General features: G+C 73.6%; 26 protein-coding genes. 16 read left to right on the top strand and 10 right to left on the bottom strand.

The window, feature by feature from the left end; translation table 11 throughout:
* On the bottom strand, window positions 1-939 hold a 939-nt coding region (locus F8279_RS21635; protein WP_151500887.1), incomplete at its 3' end, for a YafY family protein.
* A gap of 44 nt (window positions 940-983) precedes the next feature.
* Here F8279_RS21635 and F8279_RS21630 point away from each other — a divergent pair.
* The gene (locus F8279_RS21630; RefSeq protein ID WP_151500886.1) at window positions 984-1,460 is read left to right on the top strand and encodes a hypothetical protein; all 477 of its coding nucleotides are present in this window, start codon (window positions 984-986) and stop codon (window positions 1,458-1,460) included.
* The gene (locus F8279_RS21625) at window positions 1,460-1,915 is read left to right on the top strand and encodes a hypothetical protein (RefSeq protein ID WP_151500885.1); all 456 of its coding nucleotides are present in this window, start codon (window positions 1,460-1,462) and stop codon (window positions 1,913-1,915) included. The genes F8279_RS21630 and F8279_RS21625 overlap by 1 nt, the downstream gene beginning before the upstream one ends.
* Here F8279_RS21625 and F8279_RS21620 read toward each other — a convergent pair.
* The gene (locus F8279_RS21620) at window positions 1,890-2,570 is read right to left on the bottom strand and encodes a TetR/AcrR family transcriptional regulator (protein ID WP_151500884.1); all 681 of its coding nucleotides are present in this window, start codon (window positions 2,568-2,570) and stop codon (window positions 1,890-1,892) included. The two genes, F8279_RS21625 and F8279_RS21620, sit on opposite strands and share 26 nt — an antisense overlap.
* A 115-nt stretch (window positions 2,571-2,685) precedes the next feature.
* Here F8279_RS21620 and F8279_RS21615 point away from each other — a divergent pair, with 115 nt between their 5' ends.
* From F8279_RS21615 to F8279_RS21595, 5 genes are all read left to right on the top strand, one after another.
* Window positions 2,686-4,191, top strand: coding sequence for an NAD(P)/FAD-dependent oxidoreductase (locus tag F8279_RS21615; protein WP_151500883.1), 1,506 nt, complete (start codon window positions 2,686-2,688; stop codon window positions 4,189-4,191).
* The gene (locus F8279_RS21610) at window positions 4,184-5,173 is read left to right on the top strand and encodes an SDR family oxidoreductase (protein ID WP_151500882.1); all 990 of its coding nucleotides are present in this window, start codon (window positions 4,184-4,186) and stop codon (window positions 5,171-5,173) included. Before F8279_RS21615 ends, F8279_RS21610 begins: the two co-directional genes overlap by 8 nt.
* Window positions 5,170-6,009 (top strand): alpha/beta fold hydrolase, encoded by an 840-nt coding sequence (locus F8279_RS21605; protein ID WP_151500881.1) that lies wholly within the window; start codon window positions 5,170-5,172, stop codon window positions 6,007-6,009. The genes F8279_RS21610 and F8279_RS21605 overlap by 4 nt, the downstream gene beginning before the upstream one ends.
* Window positions 6,010-6,078: 69 nt before the next feature.
* Window positions 6,079-6,729 carry a GntR family transcriptional regulator gene (locus F8279_RS21600; protein ID WP_151500880.1) on the top strand — a complete coding sequence of 217 codons (651 nt, stop codon included), beginning with the start codon at window positions 6,079-6,081 and terminating at the stop codon, window positions 6,727-6,729.
* The gene (locus F8279_RS21595) at window positions 6,726-8,009 is read left to right on the top strand and encodes a nitrate/nitrite transporter (RefSeq protein WP_151500879.1); all 1,284 of its coding nucleotides are present in this window, start codon (window positions 6,726-6,728) and stop codon (window positions 8,007-8,009) included. Before F8279_RS21600 ends, F8279_RS21595 begins: the two co-directional genes overlap by 4 nt.
* A gap of 75 nt (window positions 8,010-8,084) precedes the next feature.
* On the opposite strand, the gene F8279_RS21590 is transcribed toward F8279_RS21595, so the two are convergent.
* Window positions 8,085-8,498 carry a hypothetical protein gene (locus F8279_RS21590; RefSeq protein WP_091427075.1) on the bottom strand — a complete coding sequence of 138 codons (414 nt, stop codon included), beginning with the start codon at window positions 8,496-8,498 and terminating at the stop codon, window positions 8,085-8,087.
* A gap of 139 nt (window positions 8,499-8,637) precedes the next feature.
* Here F8279_RS21590 and F8279_RS21585 point away from each other — a divergent pair, with 139 nt between their 5' ends.
* The 5 genes from F8279_RS21585 to F8279_RS21565 all read left to right on the top strand — a co-directional run bounded on the left by F8279_RS21585 (window position 8,638) and on the right by F8279_RS21565 (window position 13,455).
* On the top strand, window positions 8,638-9,726 hold the full coding sequence (locus tag F8279_RS21585; protein WP_151500878.1) for an S-(hydroxymethyl)mycothiol dehydrogenase: 1,089 nt from the start codon (window positions 8,638-8,640) through the stop codon (window positions 9,724-9,726).
* The gene (locus F8279_RS21580) at window positions 9,723-10,352 is read left to right on the top strand and encodes an MBL fold metallo-hydrolase (protein ID WP_151500877.1); all 630 of its coding nucleotides are present in this window, start codon (window positions 9,723-9,725) and stop codon (window positions 10,350-10,352) included. Before F8279_RS21585 ends, F8279_RS21580 begins: the two co-directional genes overlap by 4 nt.
* Before the next feature lie 133 nt (window positions 10,353-10,485).
* Window positions 10,486-11,571, top strand: coding sequence for a DUF3626 domain-containing protein (locus F8279_RS21575; RefSeq protein WP_225853360.1), 1,086 nt, complete (start codon window positions 10,486-10,488; stop codon window positions 11,569-11,571).
* A 211-nt stretch (window positions 11,572-11,782) separates the two neighbouring features.
* On the top strand, window positions 11,783-12,508 hold the full coding sequence (locus F8279_RS21570) for a hypothetical protein (RefSeq protein ID WP_175438871.1): 726 nt from the start codon (window positions 11,783-11,785) through the stop codon (window positions 12,506-12,508).
* A 395-nt stretch (window positions 12,509-12,903) separates the two neighbouring features.
* Window positions 12,904-13,455, top strand: a complete 552-nt coding sequence (locus F8279_RS21565) for a hypothetical protein (RefSeq protein ID WP_151500875.1) — start codon at window positions 12,904-12,906, stop codon at window positions 13,453-13,455.
* A 240-nt stretch (window positions 13,456-13,695) separates the two neighbouring features.
* Here the strand turns inward: F8279_RS21565 and F8279_RS21555 are convergent, their stop codons facing one another.
* On the bottom strand, window positions 13,696-14,037 hold the full coding sequence (locus tag F8279_RS21555; RefSeq protein ID WP_151500874.1) for a hypothetical protein: 342 nt from the start codon (window positions 14,035-14,037) through the stop codon (window positions 13,696-13,698).
* Between the two features lie 70 nt (window positions 14,038-14,107).
* On the opposite strand from F8279_RS21555, the gene F8279_RS21550 reads away from it, so the two are divergent.
* Window positions 14,108-14,665 (top strand): helix-turn-helix domain-containing protein, encoded by a 558-nt coding sequence (locus F8279_RS21550; protein ID WP_151500873.1) that lies wholly within the window; start codon window positions 14,108-14,110, stop codon window positions 14,663-14,665.
* Here the strand turns inward: F8279_RS21550 and F8279_RS21545 are convergent.
* Window positions 14,638-16,092 carry an MFS transporter gene (locus tag F8279_RS21545; RefSeq protein WP_091426844.1) on the bottom strand — a complete coding sequence of 485 codons (1,455 nt, stop codon included), beginning with the start codon at window positions 16,090-16,092 and terminating at the stop codon, window positions 14,638-14,640. The genes F8279_RS21550 and F8279_RS21545 overlap by 28 nt on opposite strands.
* Window positions 16,093-16,163: 71 nt before the next feature.
* A complete protein-coding gene (locus tag F8279_RS21540; RefSeq protein WP_013286401.1) occupies window positions 16,164-16,400 on the bottom strand; it encodes a hypothetical protein in 237 nt (78 codons plus the stop codon).
* Window positions 16,401-16,543: 143 nt separating this feature from the next.
* On the opposite strand from F8279_RS21540, the gene F8279_RS21535 reads away from it, so the two are divergent.
* Entirely contained in the window at window positions 16,544-17,671 is a 1,128-nt protein-coding gene (locus F8279_RS21535; RefSeq protein WP_151500888.1) for a geranylgeranyl reductase family protein, read from the top strand.
* On the opposite strand, the gene F8279_RS21530 is transcribed toward F8279_RS21535, so the two are convergent.
* Window positions 17,658-18,692, bottom strand: a complete 1,035-nt coding sequence (locus tag F8279_RS21530; RefSeq protein ID WP_091426846.1) for an NAD(P)-dependent alcohol dehydrogenase — start codon at window positions 18,690-18,692, stop codon at window positions 17,658-17,660. The genes F8279_RS21535 and F8279_RS21530 overlap by 14 nt on opposite strands.
* A 95-nt stretch (window positions 18,693-18,787) precedes the next feature.
* On the opposite strand from F8279_RS21530, the gene F8279_RS21525 reads away from it, so the two are divergent.
* Window positions 18,788-18,973 carry a hypothetical protein gene (locus tag F8279_RS21525; RefSeq protein ID WP_225853359.1) on the top strand — a complete coding sequence of 62 codons (186 nt, stop codon included), beginning with the start codon at window positions 18,788-18,790 and terminating at the stop codon, window positions 18,971-18,973.
* A gap of 39 nt (window positions 18,974-19,012) precedes the next feature.
* On the opposite strand, the gene F8279_RS21520 is transcribed toward F8279_RS21525, so the two are convergent.
* Window positions 19,013-20,800: a bifunctional UDP-sugar hydrolase/5'-nucleotidase gene (locus F8279_RS21520; RefSeq protein ID WP_151500871.1), complete on the bottom strand. Its 1,788-nt coding sequence runs from the start codon at window positions 20,798-20,800 to the stop codon at window positions 19,013-19,015.
* Between the two features lie 151 nt (window positions 20,801-20,951).
* Here F8279_RS21520 and F8279_RS21515 point away from each other — a divergent pair, with 151 nt between their 5' ends.
* Window positions 20,952-21,854 carry an SDR family oxidoreductase gene (locus F8279_RS21515; RefSeq protein WP_151500870.1) on the top strand — a complete coding sequence of 301 codons (903 nt, stop codon included), beginning with the start codon at window positions 20,952-20,954 and terminating at the stop codon, window positions 21,852-21,854.
* 98 nt (window positions 21,855-21,952) lie between these two features.
* Here the strand turns inward: F8279_RS21515 and F8279_RS21510 are convergent, their stop codons facing one another.
* Both F8279_RS21510 and F8279_RS21505 read right to left on the bottom strand, forming a co-directional pair.
* Window positions 21,953-22,603 carry a nucleotidyl transferase AbiEii/AbiGii toxin family protein gene (locus F8279_RS21510; RefSeq protein WP_151500869.1) on the bottom strand — a complete coding sequence of 217 codons (651 nt, stop codon included), beginning with the start codon at window positions 22,601-22,603 and terminating at the stop codon, window positions 21,953-21,955.
* A complete protein-coding gene (locus tag F8279_RS21505; RefSeq protein WP_091426857.1) occupies window positions 22,600-22,926 on the bottom strand; it encodes a hypothetical protein in 327 nt (108 codons plus the stop codon). Before F8279_RS21505 ends, F8279_RS21510 begins: the two co-directional genes overlap by 4 nt.
* Between the last annotated feature and the right edge of the window lie 36 nt (window positions 22,927-22,962).

The raw sequence follows: 22,962 nt of genomic DNA, 5'->3' as shown, positions 1-22,962 counted from the left end.
GGTTTCGGACAGGCGGGCGCGCAGCGGGGCGGGGGAGAGGACCTCCACCTCGGCGCCGAGCCGGAGCAGGTCGCCGTGGGCGTGGGTGAGCGACTCGATCGGGATGACCGCGTGCACCCAGCCGGCGCTGTCGGGCGGGCCGGCGCTCGCCTCCGCGGCGGCCACCACCACGTCGCTGCCCACCTCGCGCAGCCGGGCGAACCCGCGCGGCGACAGCCGGATCCGCGCCTCGTCGCGGTGCAGACCGGCCCGGAACTCCACCACGTGCGCGCGCCACCAGGCCGGCAGGTCGAACTCCGGCCGCTCGAACGGCTCGTCCAGCGGGGTCAGGTCGAGGATCTGGTTGACCCGGTAGGTGGCCGGGTCGGCGCGGTCCGGCCGGGCGGCGACCAGATACCAGCGCCCGCCCTTGAGCACCAGCCCGTACGGTTCGAGGACCCGGGTCGTCTCGCCCCGCCAGCCCCGGTAGCGCACCCGGACCCGGTGCTGCCGCCACACCGCCTCGGCGGCCTCGGTCAGGTGCGGCGACGGGTCGCCGTCGGAGTACCAGCCCGGTGTGTCCAGGTGGAACCGCTGCTCCAGCCGGGCCGCCCGGTCGGCCAGCGGCGCGGGCAGCGCGGCCCGCAGCTTGAGCTGTACGGCGGTGACGACCGACTGGTAGCCCAGCTCGGCGGCGGGTCCGGGGAGCCCGGCGAAGAGCAGCCGGTCGGCCTCCTCGGCGGTCAGCCCGGTCAGCCGGGTCCGCCAGCCCTCCACGAGCCGGTAGCCGCCGTCGTGTCCGGCCTCGCCGTACAGCGGGATGCCGGCGGCGTGCAGCGCCTCCACGTCCCGGTAGACGGTGCGCGCCGACACGTGGAGGCGGGCGGCCAGGTCGGCGGCGGTGAGCCGGCCGTGCGCCTGGAGGAGCAGCAGGATGGACAGGAGTCGACTGGCCCGCATTCCACTGACACTAACTGTCAGGGGAGCGGTCCTACCGTGCCCGCATGGCTTTTCACGACAAGGAGCTGACCGTTCCGGGGACCGTCGAGGTCGGCGGCCGGCACGTCAAGCGCTACCACATGGACCAGCCGGACCGTCGCCTCGAACCGCGGGTGGTCGACGCCGCGTACGCGTACCTTCCGAAGCTGCTGCCCGGCCCGGACGGCTCCACCCCGCCGGCCGGTTGGGTGGTGCTGCACCGGGGCGCGGACACCGGGGCATACCTGCTGGCGTACAGCTGGTTCTTCGACAACGTGGTCGAGTGCCGCATCGCGATCGCCGGGCAGCCCGCGCTGGACTGCCCGGACGACGACCCGGCGCACTTCGTCGACCTGACCCGCCCCGGCGTCGGCTGCGTCTGGGAACTGGGCGTGCTGGAACACGAGCGCACCGCCTGGATCCGGCACGTGCTCGCGCCGGACCGGCCGGACGTGGCCGGCTACCTGGCCGACACCCGGGCCGAGGGGCCGGTGGGGTTCTGATGGGCGACTTCGACTTCCTCGTCGGCACCTGGGACGTGACCAACCGGCGCCTGCGGCAGCGCCACGTCGGCGGCGACGACTGGGACGAGTTCGCCGGCGTCAGCGAGGCGCGCTCGTTCTTCGACGGCGCGGGCAGCTTCGACGAGATGCGCTGCCCGAGCCGGGGTTTCTCCGGCTCCTCGGTGCGCGTCCTGAACCCGGCGACCGGGCTGTGGTCGATCTACTGGATGCACAGCGCGCGGGGCGTGCTGGAGCAGCCGCCAGTGGTGGGCCGGTTCACCGACGGCGTCGGTGAGTTCTACGCCGACGACACCGACGAGGGGCGGCCGGTGCGCTGCCGGTTCCGCTGGTCGGCGATCACCCCGGTCTCCTGCCGGTGGGAACAGGCGTTCTCCACCGACGGGGAGCGCACCTGGGAGACCAACTGGGTCATGGAGTTCCGCCGGACGGCGTGACCGGCGGCGTGGTGGTCCGGTAGATCGCGGTCAGCCACACGTCGAGCAGCACGTCGACCACGTCGCGCTCGGCCACCGCCGGGCCGTCCCCGGCGAACGTGGCGTACCAGACGCGTTCGTTCATCGAGTTGAGCGCGATGGCGAGGTCCCGGGCGGGCAGCCCGTCCGGGGCCGCGCCGCGGGCGCGTTCGGCCTCGATCGCGGCCTGCACCGCGCGGACCCAGCGTTCCAGCACCTCGGCCCAGAGCCGCCGTACCTCGGCGTTGGTGCCGCGCACCTGGGCGCAGGCCAGCACCACGTCCCGGTGCCCGCCGAACGTGGCGTGGAACCGGGCGATCAGCTCCCGCCAGTGGGCGCGCGGATCCTCGGCGAGCCGCTCGAACACGCCCCCGGCGGCGGCGTCGGCCTCCTCGGTGACGCGGTCGAGCAGCGTGAGCAGTACCGCGTTCTTGGACGGGAAGTAGAAGTAGAACGTGGGCCGGGAGATCCCCGCGCCGCGGGCCAGGTCGTCGATGGAGATGTCGGCGAAGGGACGCTGGGTCAGCAACCGCTCGGCCGTGGCCAGGATCGCGGTCTCCCGCTCGTCGCCGGTGGACCGGCCGGCCCGCCGCCCGCGCGTCGGCGCGGCGCCGGTCGGCGTACGGGCGGTCGTCATGTCGGCTGATGCTACACCCGCTCGACACTGTGTCGATTCGACTCGACACGGTGTTGACTGCGGTCGACGGCGATGGATAGTGTCCGGTCCACCGCCGGTGCGAACGGGAGAAGCGATGGCCGCAGACCACGTCGACGTCCTCATCGTCGGGGCCGGCCTGTCCGGCATCGGCGCCGCCGTCCACCTCGGACGCGAGTGCCCCGGCAAGACCTACGCGGTGCTGGAGGCCCGGGGCGCCATCGGCGGCACCTGGGACCTGTTCCGCTACCCGGGCATCCGCTCCGACTCCGACATGTACACCCTCGGCTACTCGTTCAAGCCGTGGACCGACCCGAAGGCGATCGCCGACGGCGACTCCATCCGGGCGTACGTTCGCCAGACCGCCCGCGAGTACGACGTGGAGCGGCACATCCGCTTCCACCACCGGGCGGTACGCGCCGAGTGGGACAGCACCACCGCGCGCTGGACCGTGCACGCCCACCGCGACGACACCGGCGAGGACGTCACCATCACCTGCGGGTTCCTGTTCACCAACTCCGGCTACTACCGCTACGACGAGGGCTACACGCCGCGGTTGCCCGGCGTCGAACGGTACGCCGGCACGCTCGTGCACCCGCAGCACTGGCCCGAGGACCTGGACTACACCGGCAAGCGGGTGGTGGTGATCGGCAGCGGCGCCACAGCTGTCACCCTGGTCCCGGCCATGGCCGAGCGGGCCGCCCACGTCACCATGCTCCAGCGCTCACCCACGTACGTGATCGCGCTGCCCTCGCGTGACCCGTTCGCCGACGCCGCGCGGCGCTGGCTGTCCCCGAAGGCCGCTTATGCGGTGGCCAGGTGGAAGAACGTCACGCTCGGCGTGGCCAACTTCCAGCTCAGCCGCCGCGCCCCCGGCGTGGTGAAGCGGTTCCTGCGCCGGGCCGCGAAGGGCCGGCTCCCGTCCGGGTACGACGTCGACAGGCACTTCTCGCCCCGCTACAACCCCTGGGACCAGCGGCTCTGCGTCGTGCCGGACGGGGACCTGTTCGCCGCGCTCAGCGCCGGCCGCGCCTCGGTGGTGACCGACACCATCGACACGTTCACCGAGCGGGGCATCCGGCTCGCCTCCGGCGAGGAACTGCCCGCCGACGTGGTGGTCACCGCCACCGGCCTCAACCTGCTCGCGCTCGGCGGCATGACCCTGAACGTCGACGGCGCCGACGTCGACCTCGCCTCGACGGTGGCCTACAAGGGCATGATGCTCTCCGGCGTGCCGAACTTCGCCATGACCATCGGCTACACCAACGCCTCCTGGACGCTCAAGGCCGACCTCGTCGCCACGTACGTCTGCCGGCTGCTGCGCCACCTCGACGACACCGGCCGGCAGATCGTCACGCCGCTCGCGCCGGACACCGACGACCTGGTGCCGATCATCGACCTGCAGTCCGGCTACGTGCTGCGCGCCGTCGACCAGCTGCCCAAGCAGGGGCCGCAGGCGCCGTGGCGGCTGCACCAGAACTACCCCCGCGACGTACGCCTGATGCGGCACGGCCCGCTCACCGACGGCGTACGGTTCGACCGCGCCGGCGCGCCCGCCACCGCCCCGGCCGCCACGACCAGCTCCGGAGGAACCGATGCGTGACCTCGTCTTCCCCGGCGGCACGGCGGTGCTCACCGGCGCCGCAAGCGGCATCGGCGCGGCGCTGGCCCACGGGCTGGCCCGGCGCGGCGCCGACCTGGTGCTGCTCGACCGGGACGCCGACGGCCTCGCCGCCACCGTCGCCGCGATCCGGGCCGCGTACCCCGACCGGCAGGTCCAGACCCACCTGGTCGACCTGGCCGACGCCGACGCCACCGACCGGGTCGCCGCCGAGATCCACCGCGCGCACCCCCGGATCCGGCTGCTCATCAACAACGCCGGCGTGGCGCTGGGCGGGCGCTTCGACCAGGTCACCCTGGACGAGTTCCTCTGGGTCATCGAGATCAACTTCCGGGCGGTGGTACGTCTGACCCACGCGCTGCTGCCCGCGCTCAAGGCCGAGCCCGGCGCCCACCTGGTGAACGTGTCCAGCCTGTTCGGCCTGATCGCACCCGCCGGGCAGGCCGCGTACTCGGCGAGCAAGTTCGCCGTGCGCGGCTTCACCGAGGCGCTGCGCCACGAACTCGTCGACGACGGCATCGGTGTCACCTCGGTGCACCCGGGCGGCATCCGCACCCGGATCGCGGCCAGCGCCCGCGTCGGCAGCGGCGTGGCCCTCGACGAGTACGAGGCCGGGCGCAAGCAGTTCGAGAAGCTGCTCACCATCGACCCGGCGACCGCCGCCGAGGTGATCCTGCGCGGCGCGCAGCGACGCCGCGGCCGGGTGCTGATCGGCTGGTCGGCGAAGGTGCCCGACCTGCTCGCCCGCGTCGCCCCCGCCGGCTACGGCAGGGTGCTGGCCCTGGGCATGCGCCAGCGCCCGGCCCGGCCCGCCGAGACGCCCGCCGCTCCACCCGCCGAGACGCCCGCGTCTCAGCCCGCTGAGGAGTCCGCAGCTCCGCCCACCGAGACGCCGGCCGCCGTGCCGGTGCCCTCTCCCCGGGCCGGCGAGGAGGCCGCGCCGGAGCCCGGACGCCGGGCGTGACGCTCGCCCTGCCCCCGGCCGACGAGCGCACCGTCGACGGACGGCGTACCCGGTGCCGGATCAGCGGCGACGGGCCGCCCGTGGTGCTGCTGCACGGCATCGGCCGTACCCTCGACGACTTCACCGCCCTGCACGCCGCGCTGGCCCGGGACCACCTGGTGCTCGCGGTGGACCTGCCCGGGCACGGCGGCTCCGCGCCGCTGGACGGCCCGCACACGCTCCCGGCCCTGGCCGCCGCGGTGGCCCGGTTCCTGGACGCGGCCGGGGTGACCGGCCCGGCGCACCTGGTCGGCAACTCCCTCGGCGGGGCCGTGGCCATGCGGCTGGCCGCCGACGTGCCGCAGCGCGTCGCCAGCCTGGCGTTGCTCAACAGCGCCGGCTTCGGCCGCGAGGTGACTGTGGCGCTGCGGCTGCTGGCGGTACGCCCGCTGGCCCGCCTGCTGCTGCGCCCCGATCCGAGGATCATCCGCCGGACCGAGCGGGCCATCTTCTTCGACCCGGCCTACGTCACCGACGAGCGGATCGCCCGCGCGCTGGCCGTGGCCGGGCAGCCGCACGCGGCCCGGGTGATGCTGGAGCTGGTCCGCGACCTGGGCACCTGGCGCGGCGTACGCCCGCAGTGGCGCGCCGACCTGCTCGACGCGGTGGCCGCGCTCGACCTGCCCACGCTGCTCGTCTGGGGCGAGCGCGACCTGGTCCTGCCCGCCGCGCATCTGGCGTACGCCCGCACCCGGCTGCCGGACGCGCGCAGCCACCTGTTCCGCGACACCGGGCACATGCCGCAGATCGAGCGGACCGCCGAGGTGGAGGCGCTGCTGCGGGAGCTGTGGGCCTGACCGTGGCCTGCGCCACTGTCCCCGCCCGCGCCGGACCGTCCGGACGGCCCGGGGAGCAAGCTTAGATACATGACGCATCCCAGCCGGGTCGCGCCGTCCGCCGCCGAGCGGGCGTACCGGCACCTCAAGCAGGCCATCCTGGAACAGGTCTACCCGGGCGGCCAGCTCGTCAGCGAGGGCGAGATCGCCGAGGCGACGGGCGTGTCCCGGACCCCGGTCCGGGAGGCGCTGCTGCGGCTGGAGACCGAAGGGCTGGTCAAGCTCTACCCGAAGCGCGGCGCGCTGATCCGGCCGGTGTCGGCCCGGGAGATCGCCGACGTCATCGAGGCCCGCCGCCTGGTCGAGCTGCACGCCGCCGACCGGGTCTGGCCGCGCCGCGCCGAGCTGCGCACCGACCTGGCCCGCCGGCTGGACGAGATGCGCCGCGCGCACGCCGCCGGTGACCTCACCGCGCTGATGGCCGCCGACCGCTCGTTCCACGCCGCCGTGGTCGAGGCGACCGGCAACGAGATCCTCGCCGAGCTGTACCACCGGCTGCGCGACCGGCAGCTGCGTATGGGCGAGGCGAGCTTCCGGCTCTCGCCCGGCTGGGCCGAGGTCGCCCTCACCGAGCACGCCGGGCAGCTCGCCGCGCTCGACGGCGACGACCCGCAGGCGTGGCACGACGCGGTCGCCGCGCACATCGACACCGCCGCGCGGATGCTCGGATCGCTGCGGTGAGCGCGGCTCGCCGGCCCGCCGCCCTGGTGTACGCGGTGGCGCTGACCGCGTACCTGACGGCCGTGTTCCACCGCAGCTCGCTCGGCGTCACCGGGGTCGACGCGGCGGAGCGTTTCCACATCAACGCCGCCGCGCTCGCCACGTTCTCCGTCGCCCAGCTCGCCGTCTACGCCGTCATGCAGATCCCGGTCGGGGTGCTGCTGGACCGCTACGGCTCGCGCCGGCTGCTGCTGGCCGGCGGCGCGCTGATGGTGGCCGGGCAGGTCATGTTCGCCGTCGCCGGCGACGTGCCGCTCGCGGTCGCCGCCCGGGTGCTCGTCGGCCTCGGTGACGCGATGACGTTCATCAGTGTGCTGCGCATCGTCGCGTTCTGGTTCCCCGGCCGGCGCAATCCGCTGCTGGTGCAGCTCACCGGCACCGTCGGTCAGCTCGGCGCGGTGCTCGGCGCCGTACCCCTGGTGCTGCTGCTGCACCGCGCGGGCTGGACCCCGGCGTTCCTGACCGCCGCGGCGCTCGGCGCGACAGTGGTGCTGCTGATCCTCGTCGCGGTCCGCGACACCCCGCATGCCGAGCACGCCACCGCCCTCGCCCCCGACCTGGCCACCGTGCGCCGCCGGCTCGCCGAGGCCTGGGCCCAGCCGGGCACCCGGCTGGGCCTGTGGACGCACTTCGTCACCCAGTTCTCCGGCTCGGTGTTCGCGCTGCTGTGGGGCTACCCGTTCCTGGTGCAGGGACAGGGCTTCTCGCCGACCGCGGCGGCCGGGCTGCTCACCGTCATGACGATGGTGACGCTCGTGTGCGGGCCGGTGCTCGCGCACCTCTGCGCCCGCTACCCCTTCCACCGCTCGGTGCTGGTCTTCGCCATCACCGCCGCCACCGCCGGGATGTGGGCGGTGGTGCTCGCCTGGCCCGGCCGGGCGCCGCACGCGCTGCTGGTGGCGCTCGTGGTGGTGCTCGCGGTCAACGGCCCCGGCTCGATGATCGGGTTCGACTACGCCCGCTCGTTCAACCCGGTGCACCGCATCGGCAGCGCCACCGGCATCGTCAACGTGGGCGGCTTCGCCGCCTCGATCGTGCTGATCCTGGCCGTCGGCCTGGTGCTCGACCTGGCCACCCCGGCCGGGCACGACGCGCCGCCGCTGTCCGCGTTCCGCTGGGCGTTCGCCGTGCAGTTCCTGCTCTGGGCGCTCGGCGCGGCGCAGGTGCTGCGCTACCGCAACGCCGCCCGCCGCCGGCTCGCCGACGAGCGGGCCGCCGCCTCGGTCCCGGCGGCGGCCTGAGTACGCGGGCAGCCCGGCGGTGCGCGGATGGCCCGGCGGTGCGCGGGCGGCCCGGCGTGGCTTCGGCTCGGCGGCTCAGTGCCGGTGGCGGACCAGCGAGTCGAGCACCAGCGTCAGCCCCGCGCCGACCAGCCACACGTCCTTGGCCAGGCCGATGCCCGCCTGGCTCGGCCGCAGGCTGCTGCCCTCGCGCATGCCCGGCGTCTTCAGGTAGAGCTGCACCAGCCCGGCCCCGAACGCGGTGAGCGCCGCGCCGGCCAGCAGCGACGGGACGAACGGGGCGAGCAACGCCGCGCCGAGCGCCATCTCGCCCCGGGACAGCAGCACGGCGAACCGGTCCGGCGGGATCTGCCGCAGCTGCGGCATCGCGCCGGCCGCCATGCCGTGCATGCCCGCGGCGGCCTCGCCCTCCAGGGTCCGCTTGCCCAGCCCCGAGTTCAGGATGTACGCGCCGATGGCGACCCGCAGCGGCGCATGCGACAGCCTCATGATCACTCCCGTCCCACCTGGTAGAACCGGCACACCGGGTACCCGGTCATGACCAGGACAATCCGCCGGGCTTCATTGGTTCGGGGGTCATGATCAGCGGTAGGTTCTGGGTGCAGACGCACGCAACGAAGGAGGCACCGTGAGCCAGGAAGTCCGGGGAGTCGTGTCGCGGCGCAAGGGCGCGCCCGTGGAGGTCACCACCATCGTGGTGCCGGACCCGGGGCCGGGCGAGGCGGTGGTCCGCATCCAGTCGTGCGGCGTCTGCCACACCGACCTGCACTACCGCGAGGGCGGCATCAACGACGACTACCCGTTCCTGCTCGGCCACGAGGCCGCCGGCGTCGTGGAGCAGGTCGGCGACGGGGTCACCGACGTGGCGCCCGGCGACTTCGTGGTGCTCAACTGGCGCGCGGTCTGCGGGCAGTGCCGGGCCTGCCGGCGCGGCCGACCGTGGTACTGCTTCGCCACCCACAACGCCACGCAGAAGATGACGCTCACCGACGGCACCGAGCTGACCCCCGCGCTCGGCATCGGCGCGTTCGCCGAGAAGACGCTGGTGCACGCCGGGCAGTGCACGAAGGTCGACCCGTCGGCCAGGCCGGCGGCGGTCGGCCTGCTCGGCTGCGGCGTGATGGCCGGTCTCGGCGCGGCCATGAACACCGGCAACGTGACCCGGGGCGACTCGGTGGCGGTGATCGGCTGCGGCGGCGTCGGCGACGCGGCGGTGGCCGGCGCGGCCCTGGCCGGCGCGACCACGATCATCGCGGTGGACACCGACTCCCGCAAGCTCGACTGGGCGCGCAAGTTCGGCGCCACCCACACCGTCAACGCCTCCGAGGCCGACGCGGTGGAGGCCATCCGGGAGGCCACCGGCGGCTTCGGCGCCGACGTGGTGATCGACGCGGTCGGCCGTCCGGAGACGTGGAAGCAGGCGTTCTACGCCCGCGACCTGGCCGGCACCGTCGTGCTGGTCGGCGTGCCGACCCCGGAGATGACTGTCGACCTGCCGCTGCTGGACGTCTTCGGCCGCGGCGGCGCGCTCAAGTCCAGCTGGTACGGCGACTGCCTGCCCAGCCGCGACTTCCCGATGCTGACCGAGCTGTACCGGCAGGGCCGGCTGGACCTGGACGCGTTCGTCACCGAGGAGATCGCCCTCGACCAGGTCGAGGAGGCGTTCGCCCGGATGCACCACGGCGACGTGCTGCGCTCGGTGGTGGTCTTCCCGTGACCGCCCGCGTCGACCACGCCGTCACCTCCGGCACGTTCTCGCTCGACGGCCAGACGTTCGACGTGGACAACAACGTCTGGGTGATCGGCGACGACGCCGAGTGCGTCGTCCTCGACGCGCCGCACGACGTGGCGGCCATCCGCGAGGTCATCGGTGACCGGCGGGTGCTGGCGGTCATCGCCACCCACGCCCACGACGACCACGTCCGGGTCGCGCCCGAGCTGGCCCGGGCCACCGGCGCGCCGGTGCTGCTGCACCCGGCCGACCGGGTGCTGTGGGACATGGTGCACCCGGACACGGCACCGGACGGCGAGCTGACCGACGGGCAGACGTTCACCGTCGGCGGGACCACGCTCCGGGTGCTGCACACGCCCGGCCACAGCCCCGGCGCGTGCAGCCTGTACGCCCCCGACCTGGGCACGGTCTTCACCGGCGACACCCTGTTCGCCGGTGGACCGGGCGCGACCGGGCGGTCGTACAGCGACTTCGGCACCATCGTCGAGTCGATCCGTACCCGGCTGCTCACGCTGCCGCCGGAGACGGTGGTGCACACCGGGCACGGCGACGACACCACGATCGGGGCCGAGGCGCCGCACCTGGACGAGTGGATCGCCCGGGGCCACTGAGGACACCCGCCCGAGCGGGCCCGGCCGGATGATCCGGTCCGGGCCCGCTCGCGCGTCTGGTCGCGGCCGGACCCGTCGCAGGCGAAGAAAACCGCGTGGCCGGGCGGCCTCCCGTCCGGTGATACTCGGGCCCATGCCCGTCGCCACCCTCACCGACGCCCAGTCCGCCGCGCTGCGCCACGTCCGCGACGTCGCGCTGCGCGACCGCCCGGCGGCGCTCGCCGTCATCGCCGGTCACCTCGCCGCCTCGGACGCCACGTACCGGTACGAGGAGGTCGTCGCCGCGGTGACCGGGTACGGGTGCCTGACGCTCAACTTCCACCCCGACCGGCTGCTGCGGGACGGCCGCACAGTGGTCGAGGCGCTGGACGAGGAGGGCGTCTACCGCAGCCAGTTCGAGACCGGCATCTCCAACGGCGGACTGACCGCGTACCCGGGCGGCGACCGGGACGTCTGGGAGCAGGCGATGTTCGGCGGCGCGTACCAGCGTCCCGGCGTGCCCCCGGCGGAGCGCCCGAAGTACGGCGGCCTGAACCTGCTCGACCACGCCGACGGCGCGTGCCCCCGGTTCGGTTCCTGCCACCTGCGGCTGCGCCCGGAGGTGCTGGCCCGGGCCACGTTCAGCTTCGGTGACAGCCACGTCGAGCCCACCGAGTTCGGCACCGTCGACGTCTTCGAGCCGGTGTTCGCGGCGCTGCTGACCGCCACCGCCGGCACCGGCGTCGCCCTGGGCGTGGCCGGCATGGACACCGGCGCGCTGCTGCGGACGCTGCTGCGCCGCCGGGAACGGGAGTCCGGGCGGGTCGGCCGGGCGCTGGACGACTACATCGAGGCGCAGGTGCACGGCGAGATCAGCCTCGCCCGCGACGTCGAGGCGCTCGTGGTGGACCCGTCGTTCCGCGGCACCGATGTGGGGCGGCGCCTGGAGGGCATCGCCGGGCGGCACGGCCTGACGCTGCGCTTCCACCCCGGCTTCGTGCTGCCTGTCGACGGCGTGGACGCCGATTTCCGCGGCCCCGACATCCCGCCGCTCGCCGTACGGGTGGCCGCCGAGTTCGCCCGCCCGGGGGAGCCGCTGCACGCGGCGCTCGTCGGCCGCGCCGCCGCCTCGGTGGTACGCGACCCGCAGCGCTGGGCCGACCGGGGACCGTCCGCGGTGACGCTCCAGCACCTCAAGCAGCTCTGGCACGTGCTGGTCAGGTTCGGCGTTCCGGCCTGATCGTCCCGGTCCGCCGTAGGCACGACCCTGCTGCCCGGAATCCCGTGTGACCTGGACCGCAGCCTCGGCTCTGCCCGGCATTTCCGGAATGACCGACACAGTGGGCTCGTTGTGTCCCCCGTACCGCCGGAACCCAAACACCTACCCGGCGGTAGTCCCTCGAGGGGCGCTCACCCCGGAGCGCGTCGTAACGATCGAAAGGGCAACCATCGTGAAGCAGCACTTCACTCGATGGCTCCCCGCCATCGCGAAGACCGCCGTCGCGAAGACCGCCGCCGTCTCCCGTAACCGCCGTGCCGCGCTGAGCGTGGCGGGGGTGGCCGTACTGGGCGGCCTGGCCGTCGGCCCCGTCGCCGTGGCCGCGCCGGTCACCAGCGGGCCGCACGCCGGTGCCAAGGCCGCCATCGACCTGGCCACCGGTAAGAAGACCTCCACCGAGACGGTGAAGCCCGGACAGACCACCGGCCTGGACAAGGTGCCGACCAGGGCCGACCGGCCGGCCAAGGAGAAGCTCGTGCCGCACGGCGTCGAGGGCGCGCAGTCGCGCATCCCGCTCGACGACGCGCAGCTCGACAACGCCAAGGCCATCGTCGAGGCGGCCAAGGAGACGGGCGTGGGGGAGCGGGGCGCCGTGATCGGCGTCGCGACCTCGCTGCAGGAGTCGAAGCTGTACAACCTGGGTCACCTCGGGACGTACAACGACCACGACTCGGAGGGCCTGTTCCAGCAGCGCCCGTCGTCCGGTTGGGGCACGTCCGAGCAGATCACCGACCCGGACTACTCCAGCAAGGCGTTCTTCAACGCGCTGAAGAACGTCGGCGGCTGGCACGAGCTGCCGCTGACCACCGCCGCGCAGACGGTCCAGGTGTCCGCCTACCCGTACGCGTACGCGCAGTGGGAGGAGCAGGCGGCGGACATCGTCCAGCAGGTCTGGTAATCCGACACCAACAGAACCGGCCGGCCCCTTTCCCGGGGCCGGCCGTTCTCGTCGGTCTTGGAGTGATGGCACCTCGCAGACCTCGTGTACCGGACATCCGGGACGCCGCAACGCCGAGATCGGCGGGGCGGTGGGGAGTGTGGGCGCGGTGTCCGGTCCGGCAGTGGTCGGCGGCACTCCGCAGGCGGAATCGGGGCCGGGCGGGTGGCGTTGTAACCCGGTGCGCGACCGGAGCGGCGCGGCCGAGCGCCCCGGAGGGAACAACCCCCGGCGGCCGGTCGTTGCAGATGCACCCGGCACGCCCCGCGCTGCCGGACCCCCGAGATCCCCTTGAGCGCCTGACGGTGCCCACGCGTCCACCCCCCGGATGCGTCGACCCCCGAACGGAGCCCATCATGAACACGATCCTGCGCAAGAGCATCCTCGGTATCGCCGGTCTCGCCTTCACCGGTGGCGTGTTCGCCGGTCCGGTCGCCGCCCACGCGGCGGAGACCACCACGCCGGCCGCCGTCGCGGTCCAGGGCGTGAGCCCGCAGGGCGCGCAGTCGCACGTGGACCTGAACGACGAGCAGCTCGCCAACGCCAAGGCCATCATCGCGGCCACCAAGAAGGCGGGCCTGCCGGAGCGCGCCGCGGTCGTCTCGATCGCCACCGCGCTGCAGGAGTCGAAGCTGGAGAACCTGGGTCACCTGGGTGACCGCAACGACCACGACTCGCTGGGCCTGTTCCAGCAGCGGCCGTCCAGCGGCTGGGGCACGCCGGAGCAGATCACCGACCCCGAGTACTCGACGCTGGCGTTCCTCAAGGGCCTCAAGCAGGTCGACGGCTGGCAGGACATGCCGCTGACCGAGGCCGCGCAGACCGTGCAGGTCAGCGCCTACCCCGACGCGTACGCGCAGTGGGAGCAGCAGGCCGCCGAGATCGTCGCCGAGCACTGGAACAAGTAAGACCTGACGAGAGGCCGGCACCCGGATCGGGTGCCGGCCTCTCGTGTGCCCTCAGCCGCGGTGCGCGGCGAGCCACGACAGCACCGGTTCGACCACCGACGGGTCCAGCGGCTGCTTCGCCGCGCACGCGGGCGGACCGGTACAGACCCGGGTGCTGCCGGATGTCACCCACGTGCTGCGCCGCCAGGTCCGCCGGGTCGGTCTGGAGGTCCTTGTCGACGGTGAGCGCGCGGTCGACGGTCACCGCAGCACCGCGGCGGCCAGGGCGGTTGCGTCGTCGGCGCCGATGAGCAGGGAGTCGTACGCCTGGCCGGTGAGGGTGATGCGGACGGCCGGCTGGCCGCCGCGGACGCTGACGAACTCCTTGCCGGCCTTGCCGCGCCAGGTGCCGACGTTGCGCGTGCGGGGCACGCCGAGTCCGGGCGCCCGGATGCCGCGGGTGGCGCGGGCGCCGTCCGGTACGACGACGGCGCCGCTGACGGCGGAGCGGGGGAACGACAGGTCGCCGCGCAGGGCCCAGACCTTCTCGGCGGTGGTGAGCCGGACGTCGAGGCGGTCGGGGGTGAGGTCGATGGTGGCCATCGGCGAACTCCTCAGTTCTGTTATCGTTGCTGAGAACATTACCGGGGGCGATAACAAAAGGGGAGCCACAGTGGCACTCGACACCGTGGAGCTGCTGATGCACCCGGTCCGGCTGCGGATCGTCCAGGCGTTCCTGGGCGGCCGCACGCTCACCACCACCGACCTGCGCACCGAGCTGAGCGACGTGCCACCGGCCACGCTCTACCGGCAGGTCGCCACGCTCGCCGACCACGGCGTGCTGCACACGGTGGGGGAGCGGCGGGCCCGCGGCGCCGTCGAGCGCAGCTACCGGCTCCACGAGGCCGCCGCGTCGGTGGACCCGGACGAGGCCCGGGCCATGAGTCCGCAGCGGCACCGCCAGGCGTTCCTCACCTTCGTGGCGGGCCTGCTCGCCGACTTCGACGGCTACCTCGACCGCGGCGACACCGACCTGGCCCGCGACGTGGCCGGCTACCGGCAGAACGCGTTCCACGCCACCGACGCCGAGACCGCCGAGTTCGTCACCCGGTTCCGCGACCTGTTCGCCGAGTACGCGGCGCTCGGCCCCGGCCCCGGCCGCACCCGGCGGCTGCTCACCACCGTCCTGCTGCCCGCCGCCGATCAGGAGCGGCCCGCAGAGCGCCGGTGACCGAGCGCGATGTCCGCCACGGCGGCGCCGAGCGCCAGCACGACGATCCCGGCGGCGAGCAGCAGTGAGTGGCGGAATGCCGTACTCCAGTCGCCGCGGTCGGCGGCGAGCGTCGAGAAGAACAGCGCGCCCACCGCGGCGATGCCGGCGGCCGACCCGATGCGCTGGCCGGTCTGGAGCATCCCGGCGCCGCTGCCGGCCATCGGCACCGGCACCTCGGACAGCGTGAGCGTCTGGTTCGGCGCGATCACCAGGCCGCTGCCCAGCCCGGCGACGAGCAACGGCAGCGCGGTCCGCAGCGGTACGTTCTCGTGCGGCCCGCCGGCCAGCACCAGGTCTGTCGCGACCAGCCCGGCCACCACGGCCAGCAGCCCGATCGCGACGAGCGGACGGCCGTAGCGGGTGACCACCCGGCCGCCGAGCGCGGAGGCGAGCGCCGAACCGAGCGCGAACGGGGTGATCGCCAGGCCCGCCACGAGCGCGCTGTAGCCGAGCCCCATCTGGAGATAGAGCGTGAAGATGAAGAAGATCGCGGTGAACCCGGCGAAGTAGATCAGGCCGATCAGCGCGCCCAGCGTGTACGAGCGCACCGTGAACAGCCGCAGGTCGAACAAGGGCTGGGCGCGCCGGGCGTACCGGTGCTCCCAGAGCGCGAACCCGGCGAGCAGCAGCAGGCCGGCGGGGATCAGCAGCCACTTGCCCGGGCCCCGCCACTGCTCCCGCTGCACCAGGGGCAGCAGGATCACCGTCACCCCGGCGCCGAGCAGCAGCACGCCGAGCGGGTCGAGCCGGCCGCGTCCGGCGGGGTTGGTCGGCCGGGTCGGCATCAGCCGCCAGCCGAGCAGCATCGCCACGATCCCGACCGGGATGTTCACGAAGAACACCCACCGCCAGCCGTGCTCGGCGCCGCCGAGCTGGATGAGCAGCCCGCCGAGCAGCGGACCCACGGCGGTGGAGATGCCGATCGTCGCGCCCAGCAGCCCGAACGCCCGGCCCCGGTCCGCGCCCCGGAACAACTCCTGGATCATGCCGCTGACCTGGGGGTTCACCACACCTGCGGCGGCACCCTGGACGAGCCGGGCGACGACCAGCCACTCCGGCGAACGGGCCAGCCCGGCGAGCGCGCTGGTGAGCGTGAACAGGCCCACCCCGACCACGAACGCCGTACGCCGCCCGCGCGCGTCGCCGAACCGCCCGGCCGGCACGAGCACCAGGCCGAACGTCAGCGCGTACCCGGACAGCACCCACTGCAGGTCGCTCGGCGTGGCCTGCAACGCACGGTCGATCGACGGCACCGCGACGTTGACGATGCTGACGTCCAGCAGCGTCATGAACGCCGCGATCAGGCCGACGCTCAGCGCGCGCCAGCGGCGCCGGCCGTCGTACCCGGTGTCCTGCACCGGCGTCGACGACCGGCCCTCGCTCATCGTGCCCCCCACTGACCGTCGATCACCCGACTCCGATCGCTACCCGGTGCCCGGTGGGGCAAACGACCCGATCACGCCATCTGGCGCGCGCACCAGCGGGGTCCGAAGTCCAGGCCGGACATCGGGGAGTCCTCGCGGTGCAGCAGCCCCCGCTCGGTCAGCGAGTGCAGCGGCTCGCGCAGCTCCTCCTCGGTCATCCCGGTCTCCTGGGCGATCAGGTCCGGGTAGGGGACGTGCCCCTGCACCTCCAGCGCGGACACCGCCTGGTAGACCCGTTCCTCGACCGCAGACAGCTGGACCTGAGGCATCGCTTCCCTCCTCGGCGTGGACCGCCCGACCCGCGGACGGCCGACGGTCCGCGGTTACCCGGACGGCCGGCGATGATGCTCACCCGAACGACTGTCGTACCGGGCGGTGCGGCACGGCGGTGCCCTAGGCTGCACCCGTGATCATGGATCTCGTCGTGGTCGGCGGCGGGCCCGCCGGACTCTCCGCCGCCCATGCCGCGGCCCGGGCCGGTGTGCGCACGCTCGTGGTCGAACGGGCCACCCATCCCCGGTACAAGACCTGCGGCGGCGGCCTGATCGGCGCCTCGTTGGCCGAGATCGACGACCGCGTGGAGGTGCCCGCCCACGACCGGGTCGACCGGGTCACGTTCACCCGCGACGGGCGACGCGCGTTCACCCGGCGGCACCCGGCGCCGCTGGTCACCATGATCCGCCGGGAGGAGCTCGACGACCGGCTGCGCGCCGCCGCCGTCGCCGCCGGGGCGCAGGTCCGCGAGGGCGTCGCGGTCCGCGCGATCGAGCAGGACCCCGACGAGGTACGCCTGCGCCTGGCCGGCGGTGAGACGGTACGCGCCCGGGCCGTGATCGGCGCGGACGGCTCGTCCGGCGTGACGGCACGGCACGTCGGTGTCCGCTTCCGCCAGGTCGACCTCGGCCTGGAACTGGAACTGCCGGTGGACGGCGCCGAACGGGACCGCTGGCGCGGCCGGGTGCTGCTCGACTGGGGGCCGCTGCCCGGCTCCTACGCGTGGGTCTTCCCCAAGGGCGACCGCCTCACCGTCGGTGTCATCTCCGCCCGAGGGGACGGCGAGCGGACCCGCGCCTACCTGCGCGATTTCACCGACCGGCTCGGCCTGTCCGGGGTGACCCCGGAGCACGACTCCGGTCACCTGACCCGCTGCCGGACCGGGGACTCCCCGCTGCGGCACGGCCGGGCGCTGGTCGCCGGGGACGCCGCCGGGCTGCTGGAACCGTGGAGCCGGGAGGGGATCAGCTACGCGCTGCGCTCGGGCCGGCTGGCCGGGGAGGCGGTGGCCGCCGGTGACCTCGACGCGTACGCCCGGGAGGTCGACCGGCGGCTCGTACCGGAGATGCGCGCCGGGCACCGGCTGCTGGAGACGTTCGAGCGGCGGCCCGACGTGTTCCACGCGATGCTCGCGAGCCCGCCCGGCTGGCGGATGTTCGTCCGGTTCTGCCAGGGCCGGGCGAGCTTCGCCGAGGTGCTCGACCGGCGGCCCGTACGCGCCGGCCTGGCGATGCTCGACCGGCTGCCCCCGCTCAGGGGACGATGACGGCCCGCCCCCGTACGTCGCCCCGGCGCAGCGCCTCGTACGCCTGCGGCGCCTCCGCGAGGGGGAACGTCTGCACGTCGGCGTGCAGCCGGCCGGCGCGGGCCAGCGCGATCACCTCGTGCAGTTCGGCCCGGGTGCCCCAGAACGGCACCACCACACCGGTCTCCAGCGGCACCGGCGGCGGCTCGTCGGCGACCGGCCGCACCGGCAGCGTGCCGCCGGCCAGGCCCACCAGCAGGATCTGACCGCCGGTGGCGACCACCTGCCGGGCGGTGTCCAGCGTGGGCTGCGCGCCGACGAAGTCGAGCACCACGTCCGCGCCGTCCGGCGCCGGCCCGACCAGCTCGCGGATCTTGTCCACCGCGTCCGGGCCGGCCTGCACCACGTGGTGGGCGCCGAGGCGCCCGGCCAGGTCCAGCGCGGCGGTGTTCGTGTCCACCGCGATGATCCGGACCGCGGTGGTGGCGAGCAGGATCTGCAACCCCATGTGCCCCAGCCCGCCGATGCCGATCACCACGCAGGAGGTGCCGGGTCGCAGCCGGGGCCGGGCCAGCTCCACCGCGTGGTACGGGGTCAGCCCGGCGTCGGTCAGCGGCGCCGCCTGGGTCATGTCCATGTCGCCGACCGGCAGCAGCCGGGACGCGGGCACCACCACGTACTCGGCCAGCCCGCCGTCACGGCTGAGCCCGATGCCGCCGACCGGGATGACCCGGCAGCGGTTCTCCTCACCCCGCAGGCAGGCCCGGCAACGGCCGCAGCCGATGATGCCGTAGACCGCGGCCCGGTCCCCGGGCGACCAGCCGTCCACCCCGGCGCCGACCGTGTCGACGGTGCCGGCGATCTCGTGCCCGAGCGTCATCGGAATCGGGAACACGCCCTCCGGCGCGTCGAGGATGTGCAGGTCGGAGTGGCAGGCGCCGACCGCGCCGACGCGCAGCAGCACCTCACCGGGGCCGGCCTGCGGCGTGGGCACCTCCGCGTGCTCCAGCACACCGGGTGCGGTCATCCGTACTGCGCGCATGTCTCCTCCACCTCGTCGCCGACGGTCGTCGCGGCGGCATACCCGTGCCCTGGCGGTTGATGCGGAGACAGGCCGGGCAGGCGCACAATGCGGTCATGAGCGAACCGGCAGAGTCGTTCACCGACCAGGAGTACGCGTTCCTGCGGCACGTCCGCTTCGGCGAACTGCCGGCCCGGGTACGCCCGGAGGAGCGGATCGAGGCCGCCGAGACCGAGTTCCCGCCGGACCGCCCGGAGCCGGTCGGCGGGGAGTCGGAGTGGCACCTGCGCGCCGGTGGCTGACGGGGCCCGGACACCGGCCCGGACCCCGTCGCGTCACGGTCAGAAGACCGGCACGCCCTCGCGTACCAGCTTCCAGTTGGGCACGAAGAAGTCGGCCGGGTCGATGACGCCCTTGGCCTGCGCCCAGTCGATGAGCAGCTGGCGGATCTCCTGCTGGGCGTTGTAGACCTGGGTCTTCACGATGCCCGGGAAGTTGCCGCCGCCGCTGCGCCGGTAGTTGTTCACCGCCACCACGAACCGGGCGTCCGCCGCGACCGGGGTGTCGGTGCCGGCCAGCACCAGGCGGGTGATCCGCTGGCCGACCGGCTTGGCGATGTCGATGTCGTAGTCGACGCCGGAGAACACGTCATAGTTGTAGTCCGGCACCGCCGGGTCGCTGATCGTCTCCGGGTTCACCGGCGCGCCCGCCGGCAGCGTGACGAAGTACCTCGCCGAGTACTCCAGGTACGCCTTCACCTCGGCGCCGGTCAGCACGACCGCCTCCAGCGTGTTGTCGTACACGTAGAGGCCCGCCACGTCGCGGATCCGCACGTCGCCCTGCGGGAACACCGCGGTACGGCTGAACGGCGCGGCGATGGACAGCACCGGCAGGCCCGCGTACTCGCCGCCCGCGAGGGCCTCGGTGACCACCTCGGTCTGGACGTGGTTGATGAAGTCCAGGATCGGCGTGTCCTTGTACCGCGACTCGGCGGCGGACAGCTCCACGCTGGACCGGGCGACGACCCGGTTGACGTACTCGACGGTCTTGGCGTGCTGGCCGCGCACGGCCGCGAGCACCGCCGGGTCCTCGACCACAGTGTTGGTGTTGAGCGTGGTGGCCGACTTGGCGGTGACCGTCCAGCGGCCCTTCTCCCGGGCCAGCGTGAAGTCCATCCGGGTCAGCCGCTGGCCCCACTTCGACGGCTCGGAGGTGAGGACCCGCTCGCCGGTGGTGAGGTTGGTGACGAACTTCTCCGGCACCTCGTTGTGCGCGTGGCCGAACAGGATCGCGTCGATGCCGGGCACCTGCTCGGCGATCAGCGCGGTCGGGTTCTCGTTCGGCAGCTCCGGGCCGTAGCTGGAGGTGCCGCTGTCCCCGCCGTGGGCGGAGATGACGACCAGGTCGGCACCGCGGCGGCGCATCTCCGGCACCCACTTCGCGGCGGTGGCGACCATGTCGGCGAAGACCAGGCGGCCCTCGACGTTGCCCTTGTCCCAGATGGCCACGCCGGGGTTGGTCAGGCCGAGGATGCCCACGCGCAGCTTCGGCGCGCCGTGCCCGCCGAGCTTGACCTCCTTGATCACGTACGGGAGGAACGCCGGCTTGCCGGTCCTGGCGTTGAGCGCGTTCGCGGCCAGCGCCGGGAAGCCGAGCTGCTCGATCCAGGTCGCCAGCAGCGGCAGGCCGTAGTTGAACTCGTGGTTGCCGAGCGTCACGGCGTCGTACTTGAGCACGTTCATGGCGCGGGCCATCGGGTGCGTCTCACCGGTGCTGGTGATCGGCTCCTGCTTGGCGTAGTAGGTGGCCAGCGGCGTGCCCTGGATCGTGTCGCCGGCGTCCAGGACCAGCGTGGCCCTGCCCTTGCGCTCGGCGCGGATCTGGTTGACGAGGGTGGCGAGCTTCGCGACGCCGACGTCGTTGTGCTTGCTGTCGTCGAACTCGGCGTCTTTGTAGTAGTCCCAGTTGTAGACGTTGCCGTGGGTGTCCGACGTGCCGAGGATCGTCAGGTCCCAGGTCTTCGGCTTCGGCTTCGCCTCGGCGGGCGCGCCGGCCAGCAGGGGAGCGGTTGCGGCGGCGGCCGCAACTGCCAGCACCTGGCGCCGGGAGGCGCCGGAGGAGGAGGTCATGAGGTGCCTTTCCGAATGGGGGTACGCGCCTCGTGGGCGCCGTTGCGCACCATAACCACCAGATGTCGCGTGCGCCACACCGGCCCGAATTGTTTCCCTTCCGGTCACAGGCTGCTGTTTTCGCGCCGGTCACCGGGGTAGGGGCGCATCCATGAGCGAGGACCAGTTCACCCAGCAGCACCCGGCCGAGCAGTACGGACAGAGCGAGGGACAGCCGGCGCAGCAGCAGACGCCGCCCGGCAGCGAGCAGGAGATGGGGCCGAAGCCCGATCACGGCGAGGAGTCGTACCGGGGCAGCGACCGGCTCACCGGCAAGCGGGCGATCATCACCGGCGGCGACTCCGGCATCGGCCGGGCCGTCGCGATCGCCTTCGCCCGCGAGGGCGCCGACGTCCTCGTCACCTACCTCGGCGACGAGGAGGAGAAGGACGCGCGGGAGACGGTCAGCCAGATCGAGCAGGCCGGACGCAAGGGCGTCGCCGTCCAGTACGACCTGCGCGAGGAGGCCAACTGCCGCGCGCTCGTCGACCAGGCGGTACGCGACCTCGGCGGCGTCGACATCCTGGTCAACAACGCGGCCTTCCAGATGTCGCAGGACAACGGTCTGCTCGACATCACCACCGAGCAGTTCGACCGGGTCTTCAAGACCAACGTGTACGCCATGTTCTGGCTCTGCAAGTTCGCGGTGCCGCACATGAAGGAAGGCTCGACGATCATCAACACCTCGTCGATCCAGGCGTTCGACCCGTCGCCGCAGCTGCTCGACTACGCCACCACCAAGGCCGCCATCGCCAACTTCACCAAGGCGCTCGCGCAGAACCTGGCCGAGCGCGGCATCCGGGTCAACGCGGTCGCGCCCGGCCCGATCTGGACTCCGCTGATCCCGGCCACCATGCCGGAGGAGAAGGTCAAGCAGTTCGGCACCGACACGCCGCTGGGCCGTCCCGGTCAGCCGGCCGAGCTGGCGCCCGCGTACGTCTACTTCGCCTCGCAGGAGTCCAGCTACGTCACCGGCGAGATCCTCGGCGTCACGGGTGGCCGCCCGACGAAGTGAGGGGCCGCCCGGTCCCTGCTGGCCGCCGTCCGTTCTGGCCGCTGTCCGTCTGGTCCCCGGCACCTGCCGGGGTCGTTCCGATTCGTGGGCGACCCCGGTCAGCGGGGCCAGGCGGCCATCCGGCGGCGTACCTCGGCGATCCGCGGCGCGTCCAGGCCGTAGCGGGTGAACCGGCGGTCGGCCAGCCCGTCGAGGTAGCGGCCCGCCGCGCGCACGTCCTCGTCGTCGAGGGCCGGGTCGACCTGCCGGGCCAGCTCCAGCAGCTCCGCGACCGTGTACCGGTCCAGCGCGGCGGACACGTCGATGTAGTCGCGTACCTCCCGCCGGTTCACCAGCGCGGCGGTCTTGTTGGCGATCAGGTCGCGGACGTCCATGACCGGGCCGAGGTCCATCACCACCGGGCTGCGGTGCCGGTCCAGGCGGGCCAGGCTGAGCCGGATCTGCCGGCCGTCCCGGCTCACCACGAAGTCCCGCAGGTCCCGGTCGAATCCGTCGAACACCTCGCCCAGCCCGCCCGGGTCCACCTCGGCCACCCGGTAGCCGGCCCGTTCCAGCGCCGCGCGTACCCCGTCGGCCGCCGCCGCGGCGGCGCCCTCCACGTCGGCGAACAGGTCGACGTCCTCGGTGGGGCGAGTGACCAGACCGTGCGCGGCCCACGCCACCCCGCCGCCGAGCACGAAGCGGTGCGGGCCGGCGGCGGTCAGCGCCACCCGGGCCACCTGCCGGTAGAAGTCGTGCGGGTGGGTCACGCCGGGCGCAGGCTCCGGTGCCGGCCCTCCCAGGCCAGGCGTACGCCCCGGGGCAGGTTGAGCAGGGGCCACAACCGGCGCAGCGTGCCCGCGTGGATCAGCTCGCGCAGGTCCTCCACCCGGGAGGTCTCGCGCAGCACGTTCTCGTACATCCAGAGCAACTCGTCCGGATCGCCCAGGTCGAACGCGCGTTCGCTGCTCCACATCAGGCGTACCGGCAGTTCGACGATGCCGGTGGTGGGGCCGGTCAGCTCGTCGAGGGTGCGCGCCACCACGGCGGGTCGCCCGGGGCGGGCGAGGTACGCGTGCGCGGTGACCGACATGGCATCAGGGTAACCCCAACCCGGCCCCTTTCCCCC

The organism is Micromonospora sp. AMSO1212t, assembly GCF_008868145.1.
In the GTDB taxonomy this organism is placed as follows: domain Bacteria; phylum Actinomycetota; class Actinomycetes; order Mycobacteriales; family Micromonosporaceae; genus Micromonospora; species Micromonospora tulbaghiae.
This window is presented reverse-complemented; position numbering and strand designations above follow the sequence as displayed.